Raw genomic sequence first — 21,358 nt, 5'->3', positions numbered from 1 at the left:
GCACGGATTCATGATCTGACTCGTCAAGGTCTGGCCGCGTGACGACGCCCCAACACTTGGGGGAAGAGCTCTCACATTAAACCTCGGGGCACTGAAGTTAGGCCCCCGCTTTCGAGGTCATACTTTGCAATGAGGAGACGCCGATTCACGGGCATCGAGGCCCGTCCGTCAGGTTCTTGTGTAAGATTGAAAGGGTTCGTGGGACACAGCCCGCCTAACAATTGAGATCGCCATGGCGGCATTCGGCTCTTGCACTTTCCTAATTCATCCCTATCTTGGGGAAGATTAGAGACAGGAGAGGCGAATGGCTTCCGCACAAACATTGACGCTGAGTGAGGCAGGTTATGTGCTCAATCGCTCCGCTACCACTCTCAACAAGGCAGTCGATACCGGCGTCATCCGTGCCGGGCAACGCAAGGTAGGCAATGCGGTCCAGCGCGTGCTTGGACCTGCCGAGCTGCGGTTTCTGCGACTGGCCGATGAACTTGACCGGGATCTGACCCCGGCCGGCCGACGCCGTCTCTACGAGGCGCTTCGGAAACTGTCGGCCGACACGCATATGGTAAAGCTTGGCGAGCTTGATCTCGATCTGGCTCGCATCGATAGTGATCTAAAGCACCGTCTGGCGCGTCTCGACCATATCAGGCTTTGGGTTGATCGCGACAAGGAGCAGTCCGAGGCCTTTATTCGCGAGACGGACGTGCCTGCGCATCTTATTGCCGCTCTTGCGCGCGAGCAGACGGTCGATGAAATCCTGGTGGACTATCCGTCACTGAATAAGATGCAGGTCGAAGCTGCCATCGAATACGCCAAGGCCTATCCGAAGCGAGGACGACCTTACACGACACGAAGTTTGAAGCGCACTCTTGCCGATATGGCAGACCTCGGGGTGTTCGATGCTGATGGCGGTTCGGAAGAGGCGGCTCCCCGCAAAATTCCGTGACGCTATATCTGCTCGACGAAAATGTGCTGCGCGAGGCGGGGAGCCGAGGTAACGCAAATGTCCGTCGTTGGCTGGCAACGATCGACGATTCAAATCTGCGGTTGAGCGCCGCGACGCTGTTCGAGAAGCGCCGCGGCGCCGAAGCGCTCAAGCGCCGTGATCCAGAAAGGTCAGCGGCCCTCCTCGCGGGTATCAATTTGTTGGAGAAGTCGTTTTCGGACCGCGTCCTTCCAATAGATGGATCGATCGTTGCCGAATGGACGAGACTCCTCGGGGAAAAGAACAAAGATCGCTGGGACCTCGCCTTGGCCGCGACCGCTCGTGTTCATGGCCTCGTCCTCGTCACACGCAATGTGAAGGATTTCGCCGGCCGTGGTGTCCGCCTTCTGAATCCATTTAAGGATCCACCCGACGAATTTGACCCATGCGCCGCTGACTACGCCACCATTTTCATTGCACTGTGTTGATTGCCTCAATGTCCCTTCCCGATATCGACTTCTCCAGAATAAGAATTCATCGCGGCGCGCAATCGAACGCCTTTGAGGAACTCTGCTGCCAGCTTGCTAATGACGAGCCCGCTGATGGGCGTATCGCCTTTGACAGGAAGGGCCCGAGCGGGGATGGCGGTGTCGAGTGTTTCGCCACGCTCGCCGATGGCAGCGAGATCGGGTGGCAGGTCAAGTACTATACGTTGATGCCCAGCATGCTGACATCGCTCAGCAAGTCACTGGAAACCGCCCTCGTCAAACATCCGAAGATGACCCGTTTCATCGCATGCTTCCCGATCGACTTGTCTGACTCTCGACGCGATGGTGTCAAAACCAGCCTCTCGGCATGGGGTGATTGGTGCAGCGAGCACATCGCTGCGGCTGCGGCGGCCGCTCGGACGATCGAGATCGAGCGCTGGGATGCACACGAAATCAAGCGAAGGCTGATCGAAAGCAATCCCAAGTCGGCGGGTCGAATTGCTTTCTGGTTTGACGAGCAACTGCTCACCGCAGAATGGCTCTCGAAAAAGTTCGAACGGACAAAGGCTCTTCTCGGCAAGCGGTATAGTCCCGAGTCGCACATCGATTTGCCGATCCGAAAATCCATACTTGCGCTCGCTCATGACCCCTTATTGGCTGACGCGCTGCTATCTCTGGCCCAGCGCATCGATCGCACCTGGCGTGACGTGGGCATGCCGGCCGACGCGGAACTTGCACTGCAGCGCGCGCGGGACTTTGCCTGTGGGCTCGAGCTCGCTGCACGCGGCTACCCTAGGGCTGTTCCGGTCGACAAACTTCGTATCCTCGGTTCCCTAGCTTTGGAAGAGGTGCTGAGCTGGCACCAAAAGGTCGAGGGCGGCATTATCGACATTCGCCGTCTGGTCTCAAATCTCGCAGGCGCGGTCTCGGCGGCGCACCGTGAGCTCGCTCTTTCCTACTGGGACCTCATTCAAAACAAGAGCCTTCTCGTGCTGGGCGAGGGCGGTACCGGCAAATCCCACTTGCTTGCCGATGCCTGTGCCCACCAACTCGACGCTGGTCGGCCTGCGATCATGATTCCGAGCGGAAGTCTTGCCGACGGGGACCCATGGCAGCAAATCATGCGGTTCCTCGACGTCGCCCCGCACATGCAGGTCAGCCAATTCCTCGGCGCCATCAATGCCTTCGGCGAGGCCAGCGGCGCGCGCACCATTCTCGCGATCGACGCGCTGAACGAGCAAAACGGACAGGCCATATGGCCCACCGGTCTTCCAGGCTTTCTCCATGATCTGACAGAATTCCCGCATATCGCCGTTGTCCTGTCCTGCCGAACAACCTACGAAACGTCGGTCGTTCCCACAGACCTTTCGGAAACGACGCTTCCCAGGATCACGCATGGTGGTTTTTCCGCTGAGCAGGCTCTGGCCTATATCGCCCAGCGAGGCGTCAATCTCGCCGACGCCCCCAACCCTATTGAAGAACTCTCTACGCCCCTCTTCCTGCGCATCGTTTGCGATACGCTGGTTTCTAGCATTGGCGGAGCATCGACCACTGTGCCACGTGGTCTCTCCGCCATGTTCCGGCTCTATCTCAATGCGGTAGCTGAGAATGTGAACCAGGCGCTCGATATCGATCGCCGCCTCCAGCTCGTTCCCAAGGCTCTGGCCGCGCTTGCCGAGGAAATGGCCGCGACCGGACGAAGTGAACTGACGTGGATGCGTGCCAACGCGCTGCTCGCCAATATCTACAGACCCGCCGGCGGCAAACGGGACCTCTTGTTCCAATTGGAGAATGAGGGGTTGCTCACCGGGCAGCCCGGATACTCCGACGACGATCCTGACATCGTGCGGTTCACTTTCGAACGCCTCAGCGACTACGTAGTCGCCGAACACCTCATTGGGGCCGCGACGCAGGCAGAACCTGGATCGTTTGCAACCAAGGGGGCCGTCACGGATCCCAACGCCCCATACGGTCGCTTGCTGCAGGCGTCTGCGCCGATTTTCTGGGGTGTGGAAGAAGCTATGGCAGTCCTTCTCCCAGAGCGTGTAGGGGTTGAACTGCCCGATGTTGTCGGCGACGAAGCGTGGTCAGCTCACGACGCCTTCGAGAAAAGTCTCTTCACCCGCGCGCCAGGCAGCTTCAGCGATCGAACCTGGGCGCTGATCGATGAGGCCGGCGGAGACGCATTGCGCCTCGAGACGATGATTGCCTTGGCAACCGAGCCTGGCCACGCCAAAAATTTCCATCACACGCACCAAGTCTTGTTCGATATCCCAATGCCGGAGCGAGATGCTGTATGGTCGATCCACGTCGCATCCAGCACTCAGACTAACCACTTCATCTCCTGGGCGATGATCGATCGTCTCTCGCTTTCCGCTGAGCGCGCGAGGCTCACCGCCCTGTTGCTCACTTGGCATCTGACGACCAGCAGTCGCGCCATACGGGATACAGCCACCAAAGCCCTCGTTTCCATTCTGGCCGACCGTCCGGCCGTAGCCATCGAGATGTGGGAGCGCTTCGAGGATGCAAACGACCCCTATGTCGTCGAACGCCTGCTTGCAGCAATTTATGGAGCGGCGCTCCAGGGACGTTGGGACAAGACGCTGCTGGCCCGCCTCGCCATCCATCTTTTCACCGAACTGTTCGCGGCCGGAACACAGCCCGCGAACATCCTTGTGCGCGACCATGCCAGAGGCTTCATCAGATTTGCGCAGCACAATGGAGCGCTCCCCTCCGACATTGATCTAGGTAAGCTCGATGCCGCAGGGGGCACACCATGGCCACTCGAGCCTGTTTCCGATGAAACCATCGCCACATATACTGTAACCTACGAGGGTGGTTCCAAACACCGAGATGACATCACCTCCTCATGCATGGATGGCGACTTCGCGCGGTATCAGATCGATCGCGTCGTAAGTAAATGGAGTATGGCGCCACGCGGTGCAGAACATTTTCCGACTGTCCAAGAGCTTCGTGACCAATGGCTGGGTGAGTTCCTGAAGGACGCGACACCCGAAATGATCGACGCCCATGAAGCCTTGATCGAAGCGATCTCCGCAAAGGATAGCGCTAAACCGCATGATCGCGCCGCCGAGGCGAAGGTGGTTGAGGCCAGGCAGAGTTTTCGCATCGCCGCCGGCGAAACCGTTTACGAGGATTGGCGTGCGCGCGCCGAATACTGGCGCAAATTGGCTGCGTATCAGACGATGGCGCCCGCAAACGGACCCGCCATGTTCAATCTCGGCTGGGCGCGACGCTGGATCTGCAAAAGAGCGCATGACTTTGGCTGGTCCAAAGCGCTCCACGGCGAGTTCGATCGCGCTCAAGGCAGTGGTCGGATGACCCATTCCAAGGAACGCATCGGCAAAAAGTACCAATGGCTAGCGTTATACGAATTGCTCGCACGCCTGGAAGACCATGTCGCACCGCTTCCGTCTCTTTCTGATAGGAAGCGGAGCCCATGCGACCAGCGCAATATGGATCCGTCCATGCTCCGTTCGAGTACGTCAGACGATGGTTGGCGAGACTTCCATACGCCCGCGTTCTGGATTCCGACCGCGCCAAGGTTTGGGCCCGAAACACCTGAACAAGCGTTGGCTTGGCTGGACGCCGGCGACGATGTTATCGATGGCGCAGAGAATATCGAGGTCGCCGACCCTCGCACGGGCATCGCTTGGCTTGTCCTGCGCGGTTTCGAGCAGTGGCGATCGGGACAGCCTAATATCGAGGTGGAGGCGTGGAGACGCTTGGCGTGTCTCGTTGTCAAAAAGCAAAATCGGAAGCGTATCCTCGAACTTATCGCCACTTCCTTGATGACGGCCAACGATGCCGTTCCCTCCAGCGACATGGATCTTCGCGCCTATCTTGGCGAGTACCCTTGGGCGTGGAACAAGGAGGATGACGATTGGGTGAAGTCCTGGCAACCCGACTGGAATCCGGGAGTGAGAGGCATCGACGTCCTCCCCACGACAGCTGAATACACAGCCGAACGGGGCAACTACGATGAGAGCATTTCGGAAAATCTCACTATTCATCTCCCAGCCGTATGGCTGATGCGTGAACTGAACGCTCGCCTCTCAGACGGTCGCTCCATCGAATATCTCGCTGATGGCGAGGCCATTTTCATGGATCCGTCGATCAAAGGCAGTGGGCGAAGTGCAGCGCTCGTCCGCAAGGATGCCTTTCTTGATCTGCTCGCCAAGCAGGGGCTGACGCCAATTTGGGTGATCTCGGGCGAAAAGCGGGCCGATACACCCATGCATTCCTCTGGATTTGGCGGGTGCTATAGTTTCTCGACGCCTTACATCCTGACCGGCAGTAAGCTCACGGCACAAGAAAGGCTCGAAAAATGGGAGCAGCCATCCTCCGAACAGCGAAGGATATTCATGGGCGAGACCGATACGGAGTGACATCGCGTCAGCTGTCGCAGGATCGTATCTAAGCGGTAGTTCGTCGGGCAGACCAATTCACGATTGCGCGTGGTTTTCGAGGACGAAGCGGAGCGGACCAGTCCCGTCGCGGCAGCCCTTCAGCAAGGCGGGAGGTAATCACAAGCTTGCCTTCAGCTACCGCCGCGCTTTCGCGGGCAGTAGCTGAAGGCAAGCCTGCAGCGTGCCATCGTCAATACAGTAGTCGACCGGTCGCACGCCATCCAGGCTCCGTTGAGGCTGTCGTAGCCATAGCTCTGCGAGGTCGTCGCGCTTGTACTTGGCCCGCGCCGCCGCGCGAAGGGATGCAATGGCTTTGTCGCGTCGGTCTTCCCGCTTTGTCTGCTTGCGCACGTCCTCCTTCCACCGGTCGAGGGCATCGACGGCTCTCCAGAAATCGGCCTGAGATTGTCTCGCCATCACTGCCGGAGAAACCCCTCCCAAGATGTCCTGACTGGCCGACATCCAACTTGGTGCGCCATTGCCCATCACCGCCTCAACGGATCTCAAAAGGTTTGCTTCCCGATCGGCCGCTTCACGCTCAGCCTTCTCAGCGGCTTCCCTAGACCGGCGTTCTTCTCCTAGGCGGTAAGATTCCTGCCTGGCGTTCATCTCCGTAATCACAGGCAGGCCGAGATTATCGGTCATCAACGGTGGATGGCGGCTCATCCCCTCACGCAGGCGCTCAAATTTGCCCAAGTATTCAAGCCAGCCATCCTCGTCACCGAGTACGATTTCGGCAGCTATTACGCCGCTTGGCCCGGACAGCGAGAACCAAATGTCGAAGTCGAAACCATTGCGGAAATCCTCGCGCACCAAAGAGATGATCTTCGCTACAACGTCCCTGAGTTGGACGGCTCGTTTTTGCGGGCGTTCTTTCAGTTCTTTCGCCTGTCTAACGGATTCAAAAAGGCACTTTCCACCAGCTAGGTTGCCACGACGATCGGCCGTGATGATCAGTCCAGACTTGTGCATTGTCGCGAGGAAATCTCCAACGGCCTCCCATGGCGCCCTGACATTTTGAGCTGCTTGGCGCCGCATGCTGTCGGCAACGTCGTCGCTTACGAAGCCGAATCGCTCATCGATCCAGTCCCTGGCTTTGATGGCGGCGAACACATCCTTTCTGGTGAAGCCATTCTTTGCGGCAAGCCCATACTCAATCAGCGCAAACGATTTCCATTCTTCTTCGCGGACCAGGAAACCAATCGCAGACCCGTGAGCGGCGACGGCTAATCCAAGGCCATGCCCGCGAGCTCCTTCCTCCCAGGCACCGGTCTCTCGCTCGACTTGCGCAATGTCTGCCTCCGCGGCCAGCAGGTCCCGTGCCTGAGCTTCAACCTGTTCGAGACGCTTCCATTCGATCTCAGCGAGCTTCGACCGGGCCGCTGAAACCTTTGGATTGTGCAGCCACGCACGCGGAGCCTCGGAGAGGATCGCCTCGGCGAGCGTGTCAAGTGGCTTATCCCGGTAGCTGGAGAGATCGATCTCGATTGAGCCGACGTCCTCTGTGCGCAACCTCGCGAGTTTTTCAGGTCCGCATGCGTGGGTTACTCGGAACTCGACATGCAGGATCCGGTCGGCGCGTCGGCAGGCCACATCTGGGACGATCTCGCCATGCCGTTTTTCCAAAACCGCGCTGTCGAACACGAAGTCGCCCTCGTGTACGACGTCGAGAGAGTTCCTTCCGTCGCTCTCCCGCAAGCCTGGCAGCTTAAGCCGGAGCGCTGCTGCAAGAGTCTTCTTCGCAAATTTGTGCAAGGCGGTTTCGCCGGAGGACACACAGGTGCTGCCGTCGCGAGCGGCCGCATGCTGAAAGTGCCGCCGCCGCTCGCCCTTATGGGCGACCATCTGCCGGCCGCATCCCGGGCATATGGATCTACAGGAGAGTCCTGACACGGCATCGTCGATGTGGACTGGTTCGCCTGTATCGACAGATTCCGCTACTGTTCGCTTCCCCTCGGATGTGCAGGACATGAGTTCGAACAAGGTCGGAACGCGCACTTTCGTTACACCCTTGGCTGCATTGTCGCGGCGTCGATCCGGCGATGGATCAGCGATACAAGCGAAAGAAGGTCTTCCTGGTCGTCCTTCGAGATCGCCCAGTTTACCTTGGCTTCGTGCACTGCCGATTCCGAAACATGCCAAACGTGCCCCTTCAAAAGTTCGAGAACCCCTTCTGTTCGTCCTGCTCGCTTTTCGTCCGAAGAGCGTTGATGGCGAGTGTGGGCCGGTTGGTATGTCCGAACGCGATGAGACATTGGCGCCTAAGTACAATCAAGAATCTCAGTCCGGCAGCCACACGCAATCAGCCCATCTCTTTTCATATCGTCTTGCGAAGTCTTTCATCTCCCGCATGTTGGCCGCGGGTGTTTGACAGGCTCGGGCACAGGTTGACACGACATCCCTGTAAAGGGGGAGGGAGACCGATCGGACACCTTCATAGTTCAAGATCAAGTCGGGGATGCGGTCCGTGATACGCGCACCGCGGGGCGCAATAACAATGCTTGGCGGGCTCCCGTACGCATTGATCAGGACATATCTCCAGCTTGGATCGGCAGGTCCTTGAACGGGGACGATCTCGCAAGGGCAAGCATCACCGCCCCCGGAGATTTCCTGATAGATATCGTTTAGTGCCTGAGGCTTCCGGGCGATCAGGACGTATGGTCCTGCCGGTGTGTAGCTGCCCTGTTCCTCGTCATATTGTATTCCCAGGAGGCCCTCCAGGCCGAAGCGCGTCGATCGGTCAAGGGTGGTCTGCTCCGAGATAAACCACTGTAGCTGCCGTAGGGTAGTGCCGGCCGCTGCGGCAATTTCCTTCGGAGGGTTGGGCCAGCACGCTTCCCAGGACGACAGCCATGGACCGGCCTTCCAATCTCTGCCCTCGACGGGAATTGACGCTGACGGGCACATTGGCAGCGACAACCACTGCTCAATTCGATCTTCGAGGTCTCGATTACTCAATCCGCGAGGGCCGCGCCGGGAACTATGTTCGTGATCTTCTCGCGCATCGCGACACAAAGCGTCGATCGCTTCGATCAGAGACGGGGTACCAGGATAGTGCCTTCTCAACAACCACCGAGCGGCATCCTGTGCCGAGCGCAAAGACGCAGGTAGCGACTTGTCCTTGGCGTCTGCGATCTCAAGCTGAATGCCGACTCGCGCCATGTCCGCCACTAGCGCGGGATCGGCCTGTGCCAGATGGCGGTTCACGCGAAGGATATCCGGAAGCCCACGCAAGCCCTCAGCGTTCTTCCAGGCAGTCTGTAGCACCTCACAGAATGGTATTCGCTCGTTGATGGCAGAGAATGTCAACCAGCGGATAGGAAGGCCGGCGACGGTCAGCCCATAGATTGTCAGAGGGCTGAGCGCCTGCTGCTCCGCATCCTCGAGCCTTATGGAATCCCGTACGGCCACTGTGCCATGTTCCGGGTGATGGAAAAGAAACTTGGCGGTTGAGACGTAGAAATACTGCTCTCTTTTGGGCTGCTCTCCCGGAATACTCATGCCTCTCTCCGCCAAATAAAATTACTGCATGAGAGAATACGGTTCTGCGAACAGAGGCCAAGGTGTTTCACATTTCGGGGCCCTTGTTCCGTTGTTTTCTATCGCCACGAGCTATAGCACGGTGTGATCGGCAAACGCCGACACCGATGGCCGCCGGCGCGCAACCGCTATTTTTAAACTTCAAAAAGGTCTAGCGTATTATCGTCGCGTCGCCGCGAAAGGCCTTCGCCGAGGTGCATGCAAGCGTGCTTGATGCGACGTAGGCCAACAGCGGCCCCAACGTGCAACCATCCGCCGTTCCTCATGTGAATGCTGAGGATCGGCGCGCCACACGTAGGGCACGGATGGACATAGCTATTCGATCGCTTGTCGGCGGCGTCGCAAAAGACACGTGTCTCACGGACACGGGTCCAGCGACCACAACCGAGACGACGCGTATGTTCTCGGCGTTTGATCCACTGGCCAGACATTATAGACCTCCTCGATGTTCGACGTGGCTACCGGTCACCTCTTTGCGGACATAAAAACCGTTTGGTACCGCCTCCTGAACCAACGGGACGTGTGAGATCAGGCCCACGGTGCGATTTTGACCAACGAGATGTGTCAGCACCTGCAGAACGATATCCAGTGTGCCAGACTCATTCTCGGTATCGAGCGAGCCGAAACCTTCATCAATGAAAATCGTATCAAGGCGCACCTTGCCAGAGAGGCTATCGACCACGTCCGATAGGCCAAGCGCCAAAGCCAATGCCGCAATGAAAGTCTCACCACCCGACAGTGTCGATGGGGAGCGCGCTTTTCCGGTGTGCGTATCAAAAACGTTGATTCCGAGTCCACGACGGGCTCGGCCACCCGTTCCTTCGATCTCGCGTTGAAGCGTGTACCGACCGGACGTCATCGGTTCAAGACGTAGGTTCGCGGCGATCAGAACCTGGTCGAACATCGCACCGATCGCAAAGGTTTCAAGGTCAAGCCGTTGAGGATTTTCCGCATTGAACATGCGCGACAATTCACGCAATGGCGCCGATTCGGTTTCAAGCTTCTCGATTGCTTCAAGAGCTCTCGCGATAGACTGATGAAGTCTCGACAACTGATCAAGCTGGTGCGTCGCACCGGCAAGCTCGCTTGTCGCCGCACGCAGCGCCGCCTCGGCGATTTGAACACTTGCCTCTAGCAGCACCAAGTCAGGCCGCTCAACGCCTACAATCGCAGCCTGCGCAATATCCTGTTCGCGGCGGGCAACGCCGAGGGCGTGATTATGGTCCTCGATAAGCTTTGCATCCTCGTCGACCGATGCGATCCATATCTTGAAAGCCTCAAACGTCTCCACTGTGAGTCCGTGCTCACCCATACGCGTTTCGAAAGCAATGTGAGCCCGATCGCGTCGCGCGAGCGCTTCACCGCAACGTTCCTTCGCACCGATGAGAGCAGCTTCTGCAGTCAGTGTTTTTTCGCGCGCAGCACTCGCAGCTTTTTCTGCATTCTCGAGCGCTGTTTGGTGGGCCTGATGCAGGCGCCGAACATTTTCTTGTTCACGTCGCAGCGACTCACTCCCTCGAAGAGGCTCAGGAATGCCTGAGAGTGATTGGACCAGGCGATCGCTGGCGATTGCTTCTTCCTGCCGCGCTGTATCGCATGCCGTCCGATCCTCGTTGAGCAGCAACGTCTCTGCGGCGATCGTCTCTTCAAGTTTCATTAAAGTAGCTTCGGCAGCTGGGAAATCGACCGGAGGACCAAGGCTATTGATCTGGGTACTGAGATCCGAGAATTCGGACCGTAGTTCCGCAGTCGACTGCCCAGGCTTCTCCGCGTCCGCTAAGCGCTCCGAGCGTTCTATGGCGGTTGCTTCCGAGGACGAGAGCTGTCGTCCTTTGCCCGCTTCTTCGGCTTGGGCGCTCTCGAACTTCAATCGGGCCTCGCGGAACGCTTGATCGAGCCCGGCATGCTGCACGTCACCTGAAACAGGGAAAGGGTGCTCCGTTGAGCCACATACAGGGCAGGGCTCTCCAAGGGTCAGTTTCGCGGCTAGGTGGAGCGCCTGCGCTGCGGCGAGATCAGCCTCCGCTTTTTCGAAGGCAGCCCGAGCGAGTCCGATCCGCGACACAGCGACCTGATGGTCCACACGGTGACGTTCAACAATGGTCCGCGCGTCGCTGAGCCCCTTTTCGAGTGTTTCGAATGAAGCCGCCGCCCTGCCAAGAATTTCCAGCGCATCCCGTTTGACGATCTGCTGAAGGCGTTTGCCTTCGACCTCCCGCGCTTGCCTCAGCCGCAGTTCAGCATCGCGCCTTGATTCCATCAGTGTGGTGAGCGCCTTATCCTGGGACCCCAACTTCTGCGTCGCAACCACGGAAGCCCTGCGCGACGCCTGCGCCGTCTCCGTCAAAGCGGCCGAAGTCTCGATGATCTGGCGGTATCGATCGAGCGTCTCACCTTGGCGCGCAAGCGTCTCAATTTCGCCCTCCCGGGCCTTCTCGTTTGCCAGCGTCTCAGCCGTGGTCCGGGCGAGCGTCGCGGCAATCCGGGCACTTTCTACCGCTTTGACTTGCATGCCGTCGGCCTCGCTGAGTTCATTCTGCATCTCGCCAAGCTGACGATGGACGTCCGTCATCGCTTGGGCACGTCTGGCATTGGTCATGCGCTGGCGAACGAGCTCGATCGCCTCCTCACGACCCAACACTGCAGTTAAAGCCTCGGCAGAAGTCTTAGTGCGAACAAACAAAGCTTCACGCTGACGCCCTGCTTCAAGTTGCGAGCGCTCCTGGGCGAGAGCCGTCTGGGCCTCACTCTCCCTTTCGGTTTGCTGCACGATCGCTACTTCAGCGTCCATAACGCCGCTGCTCAAGAGTTCGACGCTGCCAAACCCATCTGCCTCTAATCGGCCGGCACAGAGCTGTCGATCGTCACGGATCTTGCGTTGAACGATGATCGTTTCGTCGAGCAGCTTCGCGGAAAGTTGCCGATAGAGCGATACATCGAAAAGCTCGCGTAAGATCGCCACGCGGTTCTCGGTCTTTGCCGTGAGGAACGTTTCGAACTTGCCCTGCGGCAAGAGAACGATTTGCCGAAACTGATCGGAACCATAGCCGAGAAGATTAACAACAGCGTCGCGCACAACCCCGGTCTTGCGTTCGGCGATCACTCGGCCGCAGTTTGCCTCTGATATGTCGTCGACTTGCAGTCCACTGGCATCGAAAAGCCAAGCTTCATGCGGATCGCGCGTATCGCCGGTGCCGCGCTGCTTAGGGCGCGTCTGATCGGGCCGGCGACGGATAACATATCGCCGATCACCGACATCGAAGACAAACTCGACCTCGGTCGACAATTCAAGATCCGCGTGATCGGAGCGAAACGAAGCTGGGTCTTGGTCGAACCTTGTCGCTTCGCCGAACAGCGCAAAATGCATGGCTGTGAAAATCGTGGATTTGCCCGATCCCGTTTGACCGTAGATGCCAAACAACCCAGCAGTCACCGCATCGCGGAAATCGACAACCTCCCGGCCGGCATAGGGCCCGAAGGCCTGCATCGTGAGCCTGATCGGCCTCATGTCGCGGCCTCTTTTTGCTCGAACTCGTGCAGAACAGAAGAGATCAGCGGAAGTTCGGCAGCGGACAGGCGCGCGCGGCGGACCTGCTGGAGAAAATCACCGATCACATCCATTGGTTGAGCAGCTTTCAAATCAATAGGTTCGGGAAGCGTCGCATGAATAGGACGTTCGTCGCGGGCGTAGGTGAGCTGGCAGGCGTGGGGATAAATCTCCCGCAGCCGCTTCATCGGATCGATGCGCGGCACTTCGTCCGCAAGGATCACTTTGATGATATCGTTCGATGGCGTTCCCGCGAGGAGATCGTCCAGGTGTCCTCGAAGTACCCGCGCAGACCTAAGGGGAACAAAGGGGATCATCGTGATTGCTACTGCGCGATAGGCATCGAGATCGACAAGGCACATGGACTTTTCATGGCCTGCCTCGTCAAAGCCGAAGGCGAGAGGAGAGCCCGAGTAGCGAATATGATCTGCGCCCGCGGTTTGCGGGCGATGGATGTGACCAAGAGCGACATAGTGCGCTCCATCAAATACGTCGGGTGGCACCGTCTCGATGCCGCCAACGCGAGCGAGGGGACGCTCGCCCTCGCTCGTTTGCGCGCCCGCGACGAAGGCGTGTGAGACAATGACCCAACGAGCACCATCCGGCAGATGACGCCTGGCAGACGCGATCTGCGCGCGGACTACATGTTCGGGCTGCCCGATCGACTCATCCAAGTAACATTCGCGCGCGGCATATTCGTAAGCGAAGGGCAGGGCAGAGAATGCAACCGGCCCGTGCTCATCGTTGATGACCAGCGGGATCTCATTGGCATGAAGCGGGCCGCGGATCAGCGCGCGCCGAACATCTGTCATAACGGCCATCGCGCCGATCCGGTCGCCTGAATCATGATTGCCCGCGATCATCACGAGCGCCGTTGTTGTTTCCTGTGCGATCCGTGTCACAAACTGATTGAACTGTCGCACGGCGGTGGCCGGCGGTGACGCCCTATCGAAAATGTCGCCAGCGATAATTAGTACGTTTGGTTTATGGGCGAGAACGGCGACGACGATCTGATCGAGTACTGCCTGATGATCGGCATCTAACCCGAGACCGTTGAATTGGCGACCTATATGCAGGTCAGCCGTATGAAGAATCTTCATCACTTTAGACCATATAATTATTAGACGTATGATTCTTAGATGGACTCTGCTCCGGGAGTCAAGCTAGATTTGCCAAGCGATGATATTCGACGATCTCAGACATTCGCAGCGCGAGCGCTTGATTTTTCTCGACCGCTGCTTGACGTGGCGAGGAATGGCCAATCGACGCGATCTCATCGAGCGCTTTGCGATCTCGCAGGCTCAAGCTGCGCTGGATTTCCGGCTCTATCTCCAGCGCGCAGGAGAGCACGGCCCGGTCTACGATCCCGTACGGCGCGCCTACTTTGTCACGCCCCAGCACCGGTCACTTGCGTCCGCGCCGATTGCAGAGGCTTTCCAGGACGTTTTCCTCGAGAAGGCAACGGGCCTATCGAACGTGCTGCCGCGGCCTGAGAGGCGCGCAGACGAAGACATCGTCGCGCAGCTATACCAAGCTTCATTAGCCAAAGAGGAGGTGTATATCCATTACACCTCGATGACCTCGGGCAAAGATGGTGGCCAGTGGATTGCACCCCGCCACTTCTTATCAGACGGCGAGAGCGTCTACGTCCGAGCCTTCAGCTATAAGCACCAAGAGTATCGAAACTATCTGCCTATCCGCATTGGCGACAGCGATCCTTTCGAGCGAAGATCCAGATGCGATCAGCTACCAGCCGATCTAGAATGGACGGCGCGCGCGCGCGTCTGGCTGAGACCCAAGTCAACATTGAGCGAACAACAGGCCGAGGCTGTCCGGCGTGAGTACGGATTCGACGGCGAATTGCTCAGCATCGAGACGCGGAAGGCGCTTGAATTTTTTGTTGCGCGTCGCTGGGGGCTCAATCTACCGGGAGCGCGTCTTGAATACGTTCGCACGGATTATGAGCCAATTGGCTCGGACGATGGAAATCTCCACACCGAGCGGTCTTCCTAGGGAAGCATGTGTCCGACAAGTTTGCCGGTTATGCTCCGCGCAACGGGCGATTTTAAGGCGCAAAGCCGACCTTGAGATAGCGAGTTCAGGCCTAATCCATGTTCGTGATTTGTGCTTCGAAAGTCGCATAAATGGCAGTGTGGAACTCAACGGCGGCTCATTGGTTTTTGCGGGTTCAGCTCGTGGAAAAGCTCCGTCGGCCTTCCGTGAATGCGGGTTTCCGCATCGCCTACCTCGATTTGGTCGATGACCGCCGGACAGGCGAGGCGGAGCCGTATCTCGCCCGAGAGCACATTCGCGCGCATGATTTCGACGAACGCGCCTATCTTTTCATCCGCAGTGAGAAACCTGCGTTTGACGGATGCAGTGGTGCTACGCTTGTGGAGCCCCGGGGCGTCTCTATGCGGCAATCCTTCATCGTGAGCCGATGCTATTGTGCAAGTTTCGCAGCACTGCGGGTGGCGATATCGCCCAAGACAGCATGAAGAAGCGTTCCAACTTCCTGTTCGGCGACCCCGGGTGCAATTCCTGATTCGGACAGTTGAACGAGAATTGCCTTGGCGGTGTTGCGCCAGAAGGCGTTCGCGTCCTTCCCGTTCTTGGATTCCAGGACCCGGGCGATCCCTTCGACCAACTTCCGCCGCCGATGCAGCGGAAACGCGCTTATGTTTGAATCACACATCAATCACCTCACCCCTTCAGTCGCGCGAATAAGCATTGGCGGGTGAGAAAATTTGGTTAACAGCGCTTTTGGACAATGGTCAGCAATGGAATAAAGCGTCTACCCAACAAGCCAAGAGGTGTGCCACGTGTTGATGATCGGCGCGTGCTGAACGGCATCTTCTGGGTGCTGCGCTCCGGTGCTCCATGGCGCGACCTGCCTCAGCGCTATGGCCCGCGCACCACCTGTTGCAACCGCTTCGTCCGATGGCGAAAAGCAGGTGTGTGGCTGCGCAGTAACGAGTCTACGGCCTAAGGTTTGCGGAGCCTCACGCCGGCGCGGCTGCCGTTCTCCGGGATGAACTCGACGCCGGCGGCCTAGAGGGCGATCCTGAACAGATCAATGGCCCTCTGGACCGTGATCGCCTCTGCCCGTGGGATGTAGAGCGGCCGAAGCCGTTCGCCTGTTTCCGGCGCTGTTTTGACAGGGCGCGCATTGGTCATTCGGCCCATCGCGGTTTTCTGCGGCCCGCCGTTTCGCCCGACATCAGGGAACGATATCGCGCCGCATGTATTAGAAACCCATGGACACTATGGAACCCCACGGCCACGGGATGGCGGCCGATATTTTGACATCGGAAGTTGCCAATGCCAGGCAGCGCATCCGCCGGACCGAGCTCGCGCTTCAACGCACTGAAGAAATGCTGGCCGAAAATCTCGCGCTGTGCAGCAGGATACGAACTGCGGTCGAGGCCGCAGACCGCTTGGTGAAGATCGATCCCCCCAGCTTTGAAGGACGTCGCGCGGGTTGAACTGGGCCGGCGTTTCATCGTCGCGACCTTGCGGCACCCTGCCGCAAGAGCCTGCCCTGTTGGCATCACAGCGTGAGCAAACATTGGACAGAAGCATTTCAACGGTCGCTATGTGCAACACCGACGCTAGATCGACACGATCTTCTGTTCAAACAGCGGGGATTTATGCTCGGCGGATCGAAGGGGGCACGGGGGTCTTCGCGCGAGCCAGTTAGCCGATCTCCCGCTCAGAAATTTCAGCCAAAATATTCCGACTTCCTGATGGAACCCGTTCGTTGCGGGCGAGTTACGGCTCATTGGGGACGGACTTCCCGAACATGACAACGAGCAACAAAGCAGACCATCAGTCTGTCTCCGGAGCGTTTCGGAAACTGATCCGTTCCGAAGGCTATCGTCATCACGTACAAACGTTCTTAAATCTGGAGGTCGAACCAGAACTGCCGCTAACCCTACAGTCATTACTTGCGGCTATTGATCGGGCCAAAGAGGGGCCGACGGAAGAAGTCCCTTAGCGGGCTGGCTGAGCGTCAGGTCAAAGAGTATAGAGGCTCGCTTCGTGGCTTGTCCCCCTGATTCCCACTCAGAAGTTATCAAACATTCTTCTTGATTTTTCTCGACAGAGGGTCATGAATGTTCCCTTGGGTTCTCGCTGAGGTGGGAGGCCTTGTATGAACGTTTGGACGAACTGCCGACCCGACAAAGTGACTGCCGAACACCTTGTTCACGAGCTGATCCTACAAGTCCGTCGCGGCCAAATCATCTCCGTCAAAGAGACTATCGCAGCGGTGCGCCGAGACGGGCCACATCTGGCGGAAACTGACTGCGAGCTGGTGGAGCTTATTGTCAATGTTGCCCCAGCCTTTGGGCTGTTCGTCGGGTTCGATCTTCGCGAATAACCGCCTCCTCAACAGGGCGGACCGTGGCGACACGGTCTCGATCAAAGCGGCACTACGCGAAGCTCGGGAGACTGCGCCTTATTTGGTGGCCTCCAACGAAGAACTAACCGAGGCGATCGTCGAGGCAGCAACTGCCATGGGCCTCTGCGTGGCTTTCGACGGTGGCGAGTAGCTGTCAGCCAACTTCAGCCGCTGTGGCATCGCAACGGAAGCGCGCCGTCCTGCGCCATTTCAATAGTCAGAGGTAATCCGTAATTACCTTCGCAACCTGCTCACTCTGCCTGTAGAACGGGAACTGGGCTGAGCAAAAGTATTTGCTGGAGGAACTTGATCGGGCCGACAAAGAGTGACCGCATGGCTCTCCACTGGTTCAACCCTCCGGTCCCGGTCAAGACCGAGCGTCCCGGGATCATCCACAATGTCAACAACGCCGAGACAGCCGGCGAGGAGCTGATGAAGTGGACCAAGCGTGGCCCTTGCTGGGACCTCGCGGTGCGCGTTTGCATGGCCGTGATTTTCGACGAGATGGAACCTGAGGAGGCCCGCAAGGCATTCCTGGCTGCTGCAAAAGAGGAGGGGACATTACTCCCCCCAATGACGACTAGCTAAATTGGATGCGGTATAAGGTTCTAGGTGTCTCTTACCAACACCGCCTTCGCGAAAGGAGCCCGCCGCCAAGCATGGAGATGAGAGGCGACGGACCCCCCCACAGCGGCTGCACATCCACGAAGTAATCCCGCTGCCGCCTCTAAACCCGCGAGGGCCTACATCGTTCCCTTAGCTGCAGCTAAAGCGGGGTTGGTCGGCGGGCTCTTCCCGCTCTAAGTTCCCTCTTATGGGTCCCCTCTGGTTCGCTCCCCCGGTCTACGTGAAGACGAAACGTCCGGGCATTCGCAATGGGGTCAGCCACGTCGAGGGAGCCGCCGAGGAACTCCTGGCATGGGACACAAAGGGCCCGAGGTGGACGAAGGCGGTCCAATCCTGCGTCGACGCGTTCCAGGGCAGCGCCTCCCCCCAAGAGGTCCGTGAAGCCTTCGAGGCGGCTGCCAAGGAGGCCAACGTGTATCTCTCCCCTGAGTAGGAGGTATCATGGCAACCCATTGGTTCGTCCCTCCGGTGTTCGTGAAGACTGAAACCGGTGTCAGGCATGGCTGCAACAATGCGAAGGAAGCCCTTGAGCAGCTCAAGACGTGGACCCGGCGAGGGCCTCGCTGGCATAAGGCGGTGACCCTCTGCCTGTCAGCCTTGGAGGGCGATTCGATTGACCCCCACATAATACGAAAGGCCTTTGAGGCTGCCGCTAAGGAGGCCAACGTGTATCTCTCCCCTGAGTAGGAGTTGTCGTGGCAACCCATTGGTTCTCCCCTCCGGTGTACGTCAAGACCGACCGACCTGGGGTCACCTACGGGTGCAACAACGTCGAGGGTGCCGCCGAGGAACTCATGAAGTGGACCAAGATGGGACCTAAGTGGAGGAAGGCTGTGCAACTGTGCGCCGACGCCCTTCAGGACCGTGTGACTCCGGAAGAGGTCCGTCAGGCTTTCGAGGCTGCTGCCAAGGAGGAGAGGGTGCTGCGTGAGTAGCAGGCCGGTGCCCATGGCTATGTTGGGAAGGACCCGTTAGGCTGTCTAATGCTGACCAAGTCCGCGCTGCTCGAAATAGACCCGGATACGAGAGCATTCACTCTGGTCGGCGCATTTATGGCCATTTTGCACTTCTTGAAACTGGCATCGGAGCTGCTCTGGGCGAGGTAGTTGGCGTCAATGGGGCACGTCGAGTAATCATCAATCGAAACATGGGGTTCGACGAGAAGATCAAAACCGTACGCACAGGGGACCGGAACCGGAATGTCAGGCTTCTAAAGCCGATGGCAGAAAGCGGATACGCTGTGGCGGCATTTGAGGGCCCGTTCCTGCTCTTGATTATTGCCTGTGAGCTGTGTGCGAAAATCGGGAATGGAAGGGCCGGAGGCAGGAAGCACGGCCTCAGGCCGAGGCGCTAACCAAGCGGGTCGGCAATGATCGCGAAAAGCTCAATACGGCCGCCAGCGAAACTAAAGAAGTAGTCGCGCGTTGGACGGCGGATAACGCTGTTTCGTCTCTGAGTATGGTTTAGGTCAGAGTGGTCAAGCCAACGTCGCGTAAGGCAATCAATGGGTCGAACGCTAGTCAAGCGAAGTCGCCCGCTCGTGACGAGGTCACTTTAGCGCCGCCCGCTTTCCGGCCGGTCCAACTCGCAACGCTCGTGGACACGGTCCCTGCCGGCGATCGTTGGATCCATGAAATGAAATACGACGGCTATCGTATTCTCGTTGCCGTCGGCGGAGGCGAGGCGCGAGCCTACACACGATCTGGTCTGGACTGGTCTAGCCGTTTTCCCTCGGTCCTCTCCGAGGCTCGCAAGCTCAAGGTGCGCTCCGCCCTGATTGACGGCGAGGCCGTGGTTGTCGATGCGGAAGGAAGATCTAACTTCCAGGCGCTTCAGAATGCATTGAAGGGTGCCCCGGCGACTATCGACTTTTATGCGTTCGATCTGCTGCAGCTCGACGGCGAAGATCTGACAAGGCTTCCTCTTCTTGAGCGCAAAGCAAAGCTGGAGGCGATCTTGCCTGCGAAAAATCCGGTCCTTCGTTACTCCGACCATATCCTCGGCCGCGGAGAAGAGCTGCTCGATCGCTTCTGCGCAGCCGGCCTTGAGGGCGTCATCTCAAAGCTCGCGGATTCGAGTTATGTGGCGGCCCGCGGCGCAAGCTGGCTGAAGATCAAATGCATCAGGCGGCAGGAATTTGTGATTGTCGGCTGGACGCCGTCCGACAAGGTCCGCGCGTTTCGGTCCTTGATCCTTGGCGTTCATGACCGCGGCAAGCTGCGTTACGCCGGGAAAGTCGGCACCGGCTTCGATACCGCTGAACTTCTTCGTCTCTTGAGGATCATGGCGCCGCTTGAGCAGAAGGCCGCGACCGTCGACGCACCACGCGCCGAAGTGCGCGGCGCACACTGGCTCCGTCCGAAACTGGTCGCTGAGATTGCCTTCACCGAAATGACAAATGAAGGGACGTTACGACATCCGAGCTATCTTGGTCTCCGTGAAGACAAGAAGCCGGAGGCGGTCGTGCTCGAGACGGAACGTCATGCAGCCGATCTCGCCGCGTCTGCGACAACCGCCATCGCGATAAGTAACCGTGACCGCGTCATCTATCCGGAGTCCAACATCACCAAGGGACAGCTCGCCGACCATTACGCAGCGGTCGCGGCGATCATGCTTCCTTGGGTTGGCAGCCGGCCGATCAGTCTCGTTCGATGCCCACAGGGCCGCGCGAAGAAGTGCTTCTTCCAGAAACACGACGCCGGCAGCTTTGGCGACAAAGTCCACCACGTCGGCATCACGGAGAAGGACGGGCACGAGGAACCATATCTCTATGTCGACGATGCCGACGGACTGATGACTTGCGTCCAGATGGGAACGATCGAGCTGCATGGATGGGGGGCTCGGATCGAGGATGTCGAAAAGGCCGACCGCCTCGTGTTCGACCTCGACCCCGATGAAGGCCTCGATTTTGAGGCCGTCCGCGCCGCTGCCTTTCAGTTTCGCGCTATCCTTAAATCGCTGGGACTTACGACTTTCCCGATGCTGACGGGAGGCAAAGGAGTGCACGTCATCGCCCCCCTCACCCCTGGCGCCGAGTGGCCAGAGGTGAAGGACTTTGCGTCTCGCCTGGCGCAGGCGGTCGCCCAGAGCGATCCGGCTCATTTCACGGCCGTGTTGTCAAAGGCGCGCCGCAAGGGTCGCATCTTTGTGGACTATCTACGCAATCAGCGCGGGGCGACCGCGATCATGCCCTACAGCGCAAGATCACGTCCGGGCGCTCCTGTCGCGGCACCGATCACCTGGGCGGAGATGAAGACAATAGATGCGCCCTCTCATTTCCACGTGGGCGATGCTCCTGAATTAAAGAAACGCGCAGCCTCCAAAGCTCTGGCGGGATGGGGTCGCGCTGACCAATCCTTGCCCAATCTGTAGCGTCCGACGCGGGAAGAGGCAGTAAAGCCC

At 58.5% G+C, this 21,358-nt stretch carries 16 protein-coding genes and 1 pseudogene; 12 read left to right on the top strand and 5 right to left on the bottom strand.

Features of this window, described 5'->3' with window-relative positions; all coding sequences use genetic code 11:
- The first annotated feature begins 304 nt into the window (after window positions 1–304).
- From NKH83_RS10610 to NKH83_RS10600, 3 genes are read left to right on the top strand one after another with little or no spacing between them, the layout of a single operon-like run.
- Window positions 305–943, top strand: a complete 639-nt coding sequence (locus NKH83_RS10610; protein WP_352803876.1) for a DUF433 domain-containing protein — start codon at window positions 305–307, stop codon at window positions 941–943.
- On the top strand, window positions 940–1,410 hold the full coding sequence (locus NKH83_RS10605) for a type II toxin-antitoxin system VapC family toxin (RefSeq protein WP_352803873.1): 471 nt from the start codon (window positions 940–942) through the stop codon (window positions 1,408–1,410). Before NKH83_RS10610 ends, NKH83_RS10605 begins: the two co-directional genes overlap by 4 nt.
- 8 nt (window positions 1,411–1,418) lie before the next feature.
- Complete coding sequence (locus NKH83_RS10600) at window positions 1,419–5,819, top strand: NACHT domain-containing protein (protein WP_352803870.1); 4,401 nt, start codon at window positions 1,419–1,421, stop codon at window positions 5,817–5,819.
- Between the two features lie 156 nt (window positions 5,820–5,975).
- On the opposite strand, the gene NKH83_RS10595 is transcribed toward NKH83_RS10600, so the two are convergent.
- The 4 genes from NKH83_RS10595 to NKH83_RS10580 form a co-directional block, all read right to left on the bottom strand.
- Window positions 5,976–7,685 carry a hypothetical protein gene (locus tag NKH83_RS10595; RefSeq protein ID WP_352803867.1) on the bottom strand — a complete coding sequence of 570 codons (1,710 nt, stop codon included), beginning with the start codon at window positions 7,683–7,685 and terminating at the stop codon, window positions 5,976–5,978.
- A 435-nt stretch (window positions 7,686–8,120) separates the two neighbouring features.
- Window positions 8,121–9,341 (bottom strand): hypothetical protein, encoded by a 1,221-nt coding sequence (locus tag NKH83_RS10590; RefSeq protein ID WP_352803863.1) that lies wholly within the window; start codon window positions 9,339–9,341, stop codon window positions 8,121–8,123.
- 469 nt (window positions 9,342–9,810) lie between these two features.
- Complete coding sequence (locus tag NKH83_RS10585; RefSeq protein ID WP_352803860.1) at window positions 9,811–12,888, bottom strand: AAA family ATPase; 3,078 nt, start codon at window positions 12,886–12,888, stop codon at window positions 9,811–9,813.
- Window positions 12,885–14,027: an exonuclease SbcCD subunit D gene (locus NKH83_RS10580; RefSeq protein WP_352803856.1), complete on the bottom strand. Its 1,143-nt coding sequence runs from the start codon at window positions 14,025–14,027 to the stop codon at window positions 12,885–12,887. The genes NKH83_RS10585 and NKH83_RS10580 overlap by 4 nt, the downstream gene beginning before the upstream one ends.
- Window positions 14,028–14,106: 79 nt before the next feature.
- On the opposite strand from NKH83_RS10580, the gene NKH83_RS10575 reads away from it, so the two are divergent.
- A complete protein-coding gene (locus tag NKH83_RS10575) occupies window positions 14,107–14,940 on the top strand; it encodes a BrxR family transcriptional regulator (RefSeq protein WP_352803855.1) in 834 nt (277 codons plus the stop codon).
- A gap of 430 nt (window positions 14,941–15,370) precedes the next feature.
- Here the strand turns inward: NKH83_RS10575 and NKH83_RS10570 are convergent, their stop codons facing one another.
- Window positions 15,371–15,622, bottom strand: coding sequence for a DUF6074 family protein (locus tag NKH83_RS10570; protein WP_352457909.1), 252 nt, complete (start codon window positions 15,620–15,622; stop codon window positions 15,371–15,373).
- Window positions 15,623–15,697: 75 nt separating this feature from the next.
- Between NKH83_RS10570 and NKH83_RS10565 the strand changes: the two are divergent.
- From NKH83_RS10565 to ligD, 8 genes and pseudogenes are all read left to right on the top strand, one after another.
- A pseudogene (locus NKH83_RS10565) lies at window positions 15,698–15,895 on the top strand (transposase); the annotation flags it as partial.
- Window positions 15,896–16,184: 289 nt separating this feature from the next.
- Window positions 16,185–16,412: a hypothetical protein gene (locus NKH83_RS10560; protein WP_352803851.1), complete on the top strand. Its 228-nt coding sequence runs from the start codon at window positions 16,185–16,187 to the stop codon at window positions 16,410–16,412.
- 668 nt (window positions 16,413–17,080) lie between these two features.
- A complete protein-coding gene (locus NKH83_RS10555; RefSeq protein WP_352492322.1) occupies window positions 17,081–17,308 on the top strand; it encodes a hypothetical protein in 228 nt (75 codons plus the stop codon).
- Window positions 17,309–17,662: 354 nt separating this feature from the next.
- Window positions 17,663–17,917 carry a DUF982 domain-containing protein gene (locus NKH83_RS10550; RefSeq protein WP_352484679.1) on the top strand — a complete coding sequence of 85 codons (255 nt, stop codon included), beginning with the start codon at window positions 17,663–17,665 and terminating at the stop codon, window positions 17,915–17,917.
- 226 nt (window positions 17,918–18,143) lie between these two features.
- Entirely contained in the window at window positions 18,144–18,389 is a 246-nt protein-coding gene (locus tag NKH83_RS10545) for a DUF982 domain-containing protein (protein WP_352637617.1), read from the top strand.
- An 8-nt stretch (window positions 18,390–18,397) separates the two neighbouring features.
- Window positions 18,398–18,643 (top strand): DUF982 domain-containing protein, encoded by a 246-nt coding sequence (locus tag NKH83_RS10540; protein ID WP_352803847.1) that lies wholly within the window; start codon window positions 18,398–18,400, stop codon window positions 18,641–18,643.
- An 8-nt stretch (window positions 18,644–18,651) separates the two neighbouring features.
- Complete coding sequence (locus tag NKH83_RS10535; RefSeq protein WP_352473716.1) at window positions 18,652–18,891, top strand: DUF982 domain-containing protein; 240 nt, start codon at window positions 18,652–18,654, stop codon at window positions 18,889–18,891.
- Between the two features lie 538 nt (window positions 18,892–19,429).
- Window positions 19,430–21,328, top strand: a complete 1,899-nt coding sequence (gene ligD / locus NKH83_RS10530; RefSeq protein WP_352803842.1) for a DNA ligase D — start codon at window positions 19,430–19,432, stop codon at window positions 21,326–21,328.
- The last annotated feature ends 30 nt before the right edge of the window (window positions 21,329–21,358 follow it).

It is taken from the genome of Mesorhizobium sp. M0909 (genome assembly GCF_040319515.1).
GTDB lineage: Bacteria > Pseudomonadota > Alphaproteobacteria > Rhizobiales > Rhizobiaceae > Mesorhizobium.
This window is presented reverse-complemented; position numbering and strand designations above follow the sequence as displayed.

Excerpts from the sequence above, each read along its gene's own strand:
- NKH83_RS10610 (WP_352803876.1), top strand. The coding sequence starts at position 305 with ATGGCTTCCGCACAAACATTGACGCTGAGTGAGGCAGGTTATGTGCTC.
- NKH83_RS10600 (WP_352803870.1), top strand. The coding sequence starts at position 1,419 with ATGTCCCTTCCCGATATCGACTTCTCCAGAATAAGAATTCATCGCGGC.
- NKH83_RS10595 (WP_352803867.1), bottom strand. The coding sequence starts at position 7,685 with ATGGTCGCCCATAAGGGCGAGCGGCGGCGGCACTTTCAGCATGCGGCC.
- NKH83_RS10590 (WP_352803863.1), bottom strand. The coding sequence starts at position 9,341 with ATGAGTATTCCGGGAGAGCAGCCCAAAAGAGAGCAGTATTTCTACGTC.
- NKH83_RS10585 (WP_352803860.1), bottom strand. The coding sequence starts at position 12,888 with ATGAGGCCGATCAGGCTCACGATGCAGGCCTTCGGGCCCTATGCCGGC.
- NKH83_RS10580 (WP_352803856.1), bottom strand. The coding sequence starts at position 14,027 with ATGAAGATTCTTCATACGGCTGACCTGCATATAGGTCGCCAATTCAAC.
- NKH83_RS10575 (WP_352803855.1), top strand. The coding sequence starts at position 14,107 with ATGATATTCGACGATCTCAGACATTCGCAGCGCGAGCGCTTGATTTTT.
- NKH83_RS10570 (WP_352457909.1), bottom strand. The coding sequence starts at position 15,622 with ATGTGTGATTCAAACATAAGCGCGTTTCCGCTGCATCGGCGGCGGAAG.
- NKH83_RS10560 (WP_352803851.1), top strand. The coding sequence starts at position 16,185 with ATGGACACTATGGAACCCCACGGCCACGGGATGGCGGCCGATATTTTG.
- NKH83_RS10555 (WP_352492322.1), top strand. The coding sequence starts at position 17,081 with ATGAACGTTTGGACGAACTGCCGACCCGACAAAGTGACTGCCGAACAC.
- NKH83_RS10550 (WP_352484679.1), top strand. The coding sequence starts at position 17,663 with ATGGCTCTCCACTGGTTCAACCCTCCGGTCCCGGTCAAGACCGAGCGT.
- NKH83_RS10545 (WP_352637617.1), top strand. The coding sequence starts at position 18,144 with ATGGGTCCCCTCTGGTTCGCTCCCCCGGTCTACGTGAAGACGAAACGT.
- NKH83_RS10540 (WP_352803847.1), top strand. The coding sequence starts at position 18,398 with ATGGCAACCCATTGGTTCGTCCCTCCGGTGTTCGTGAAGACTGAAACC.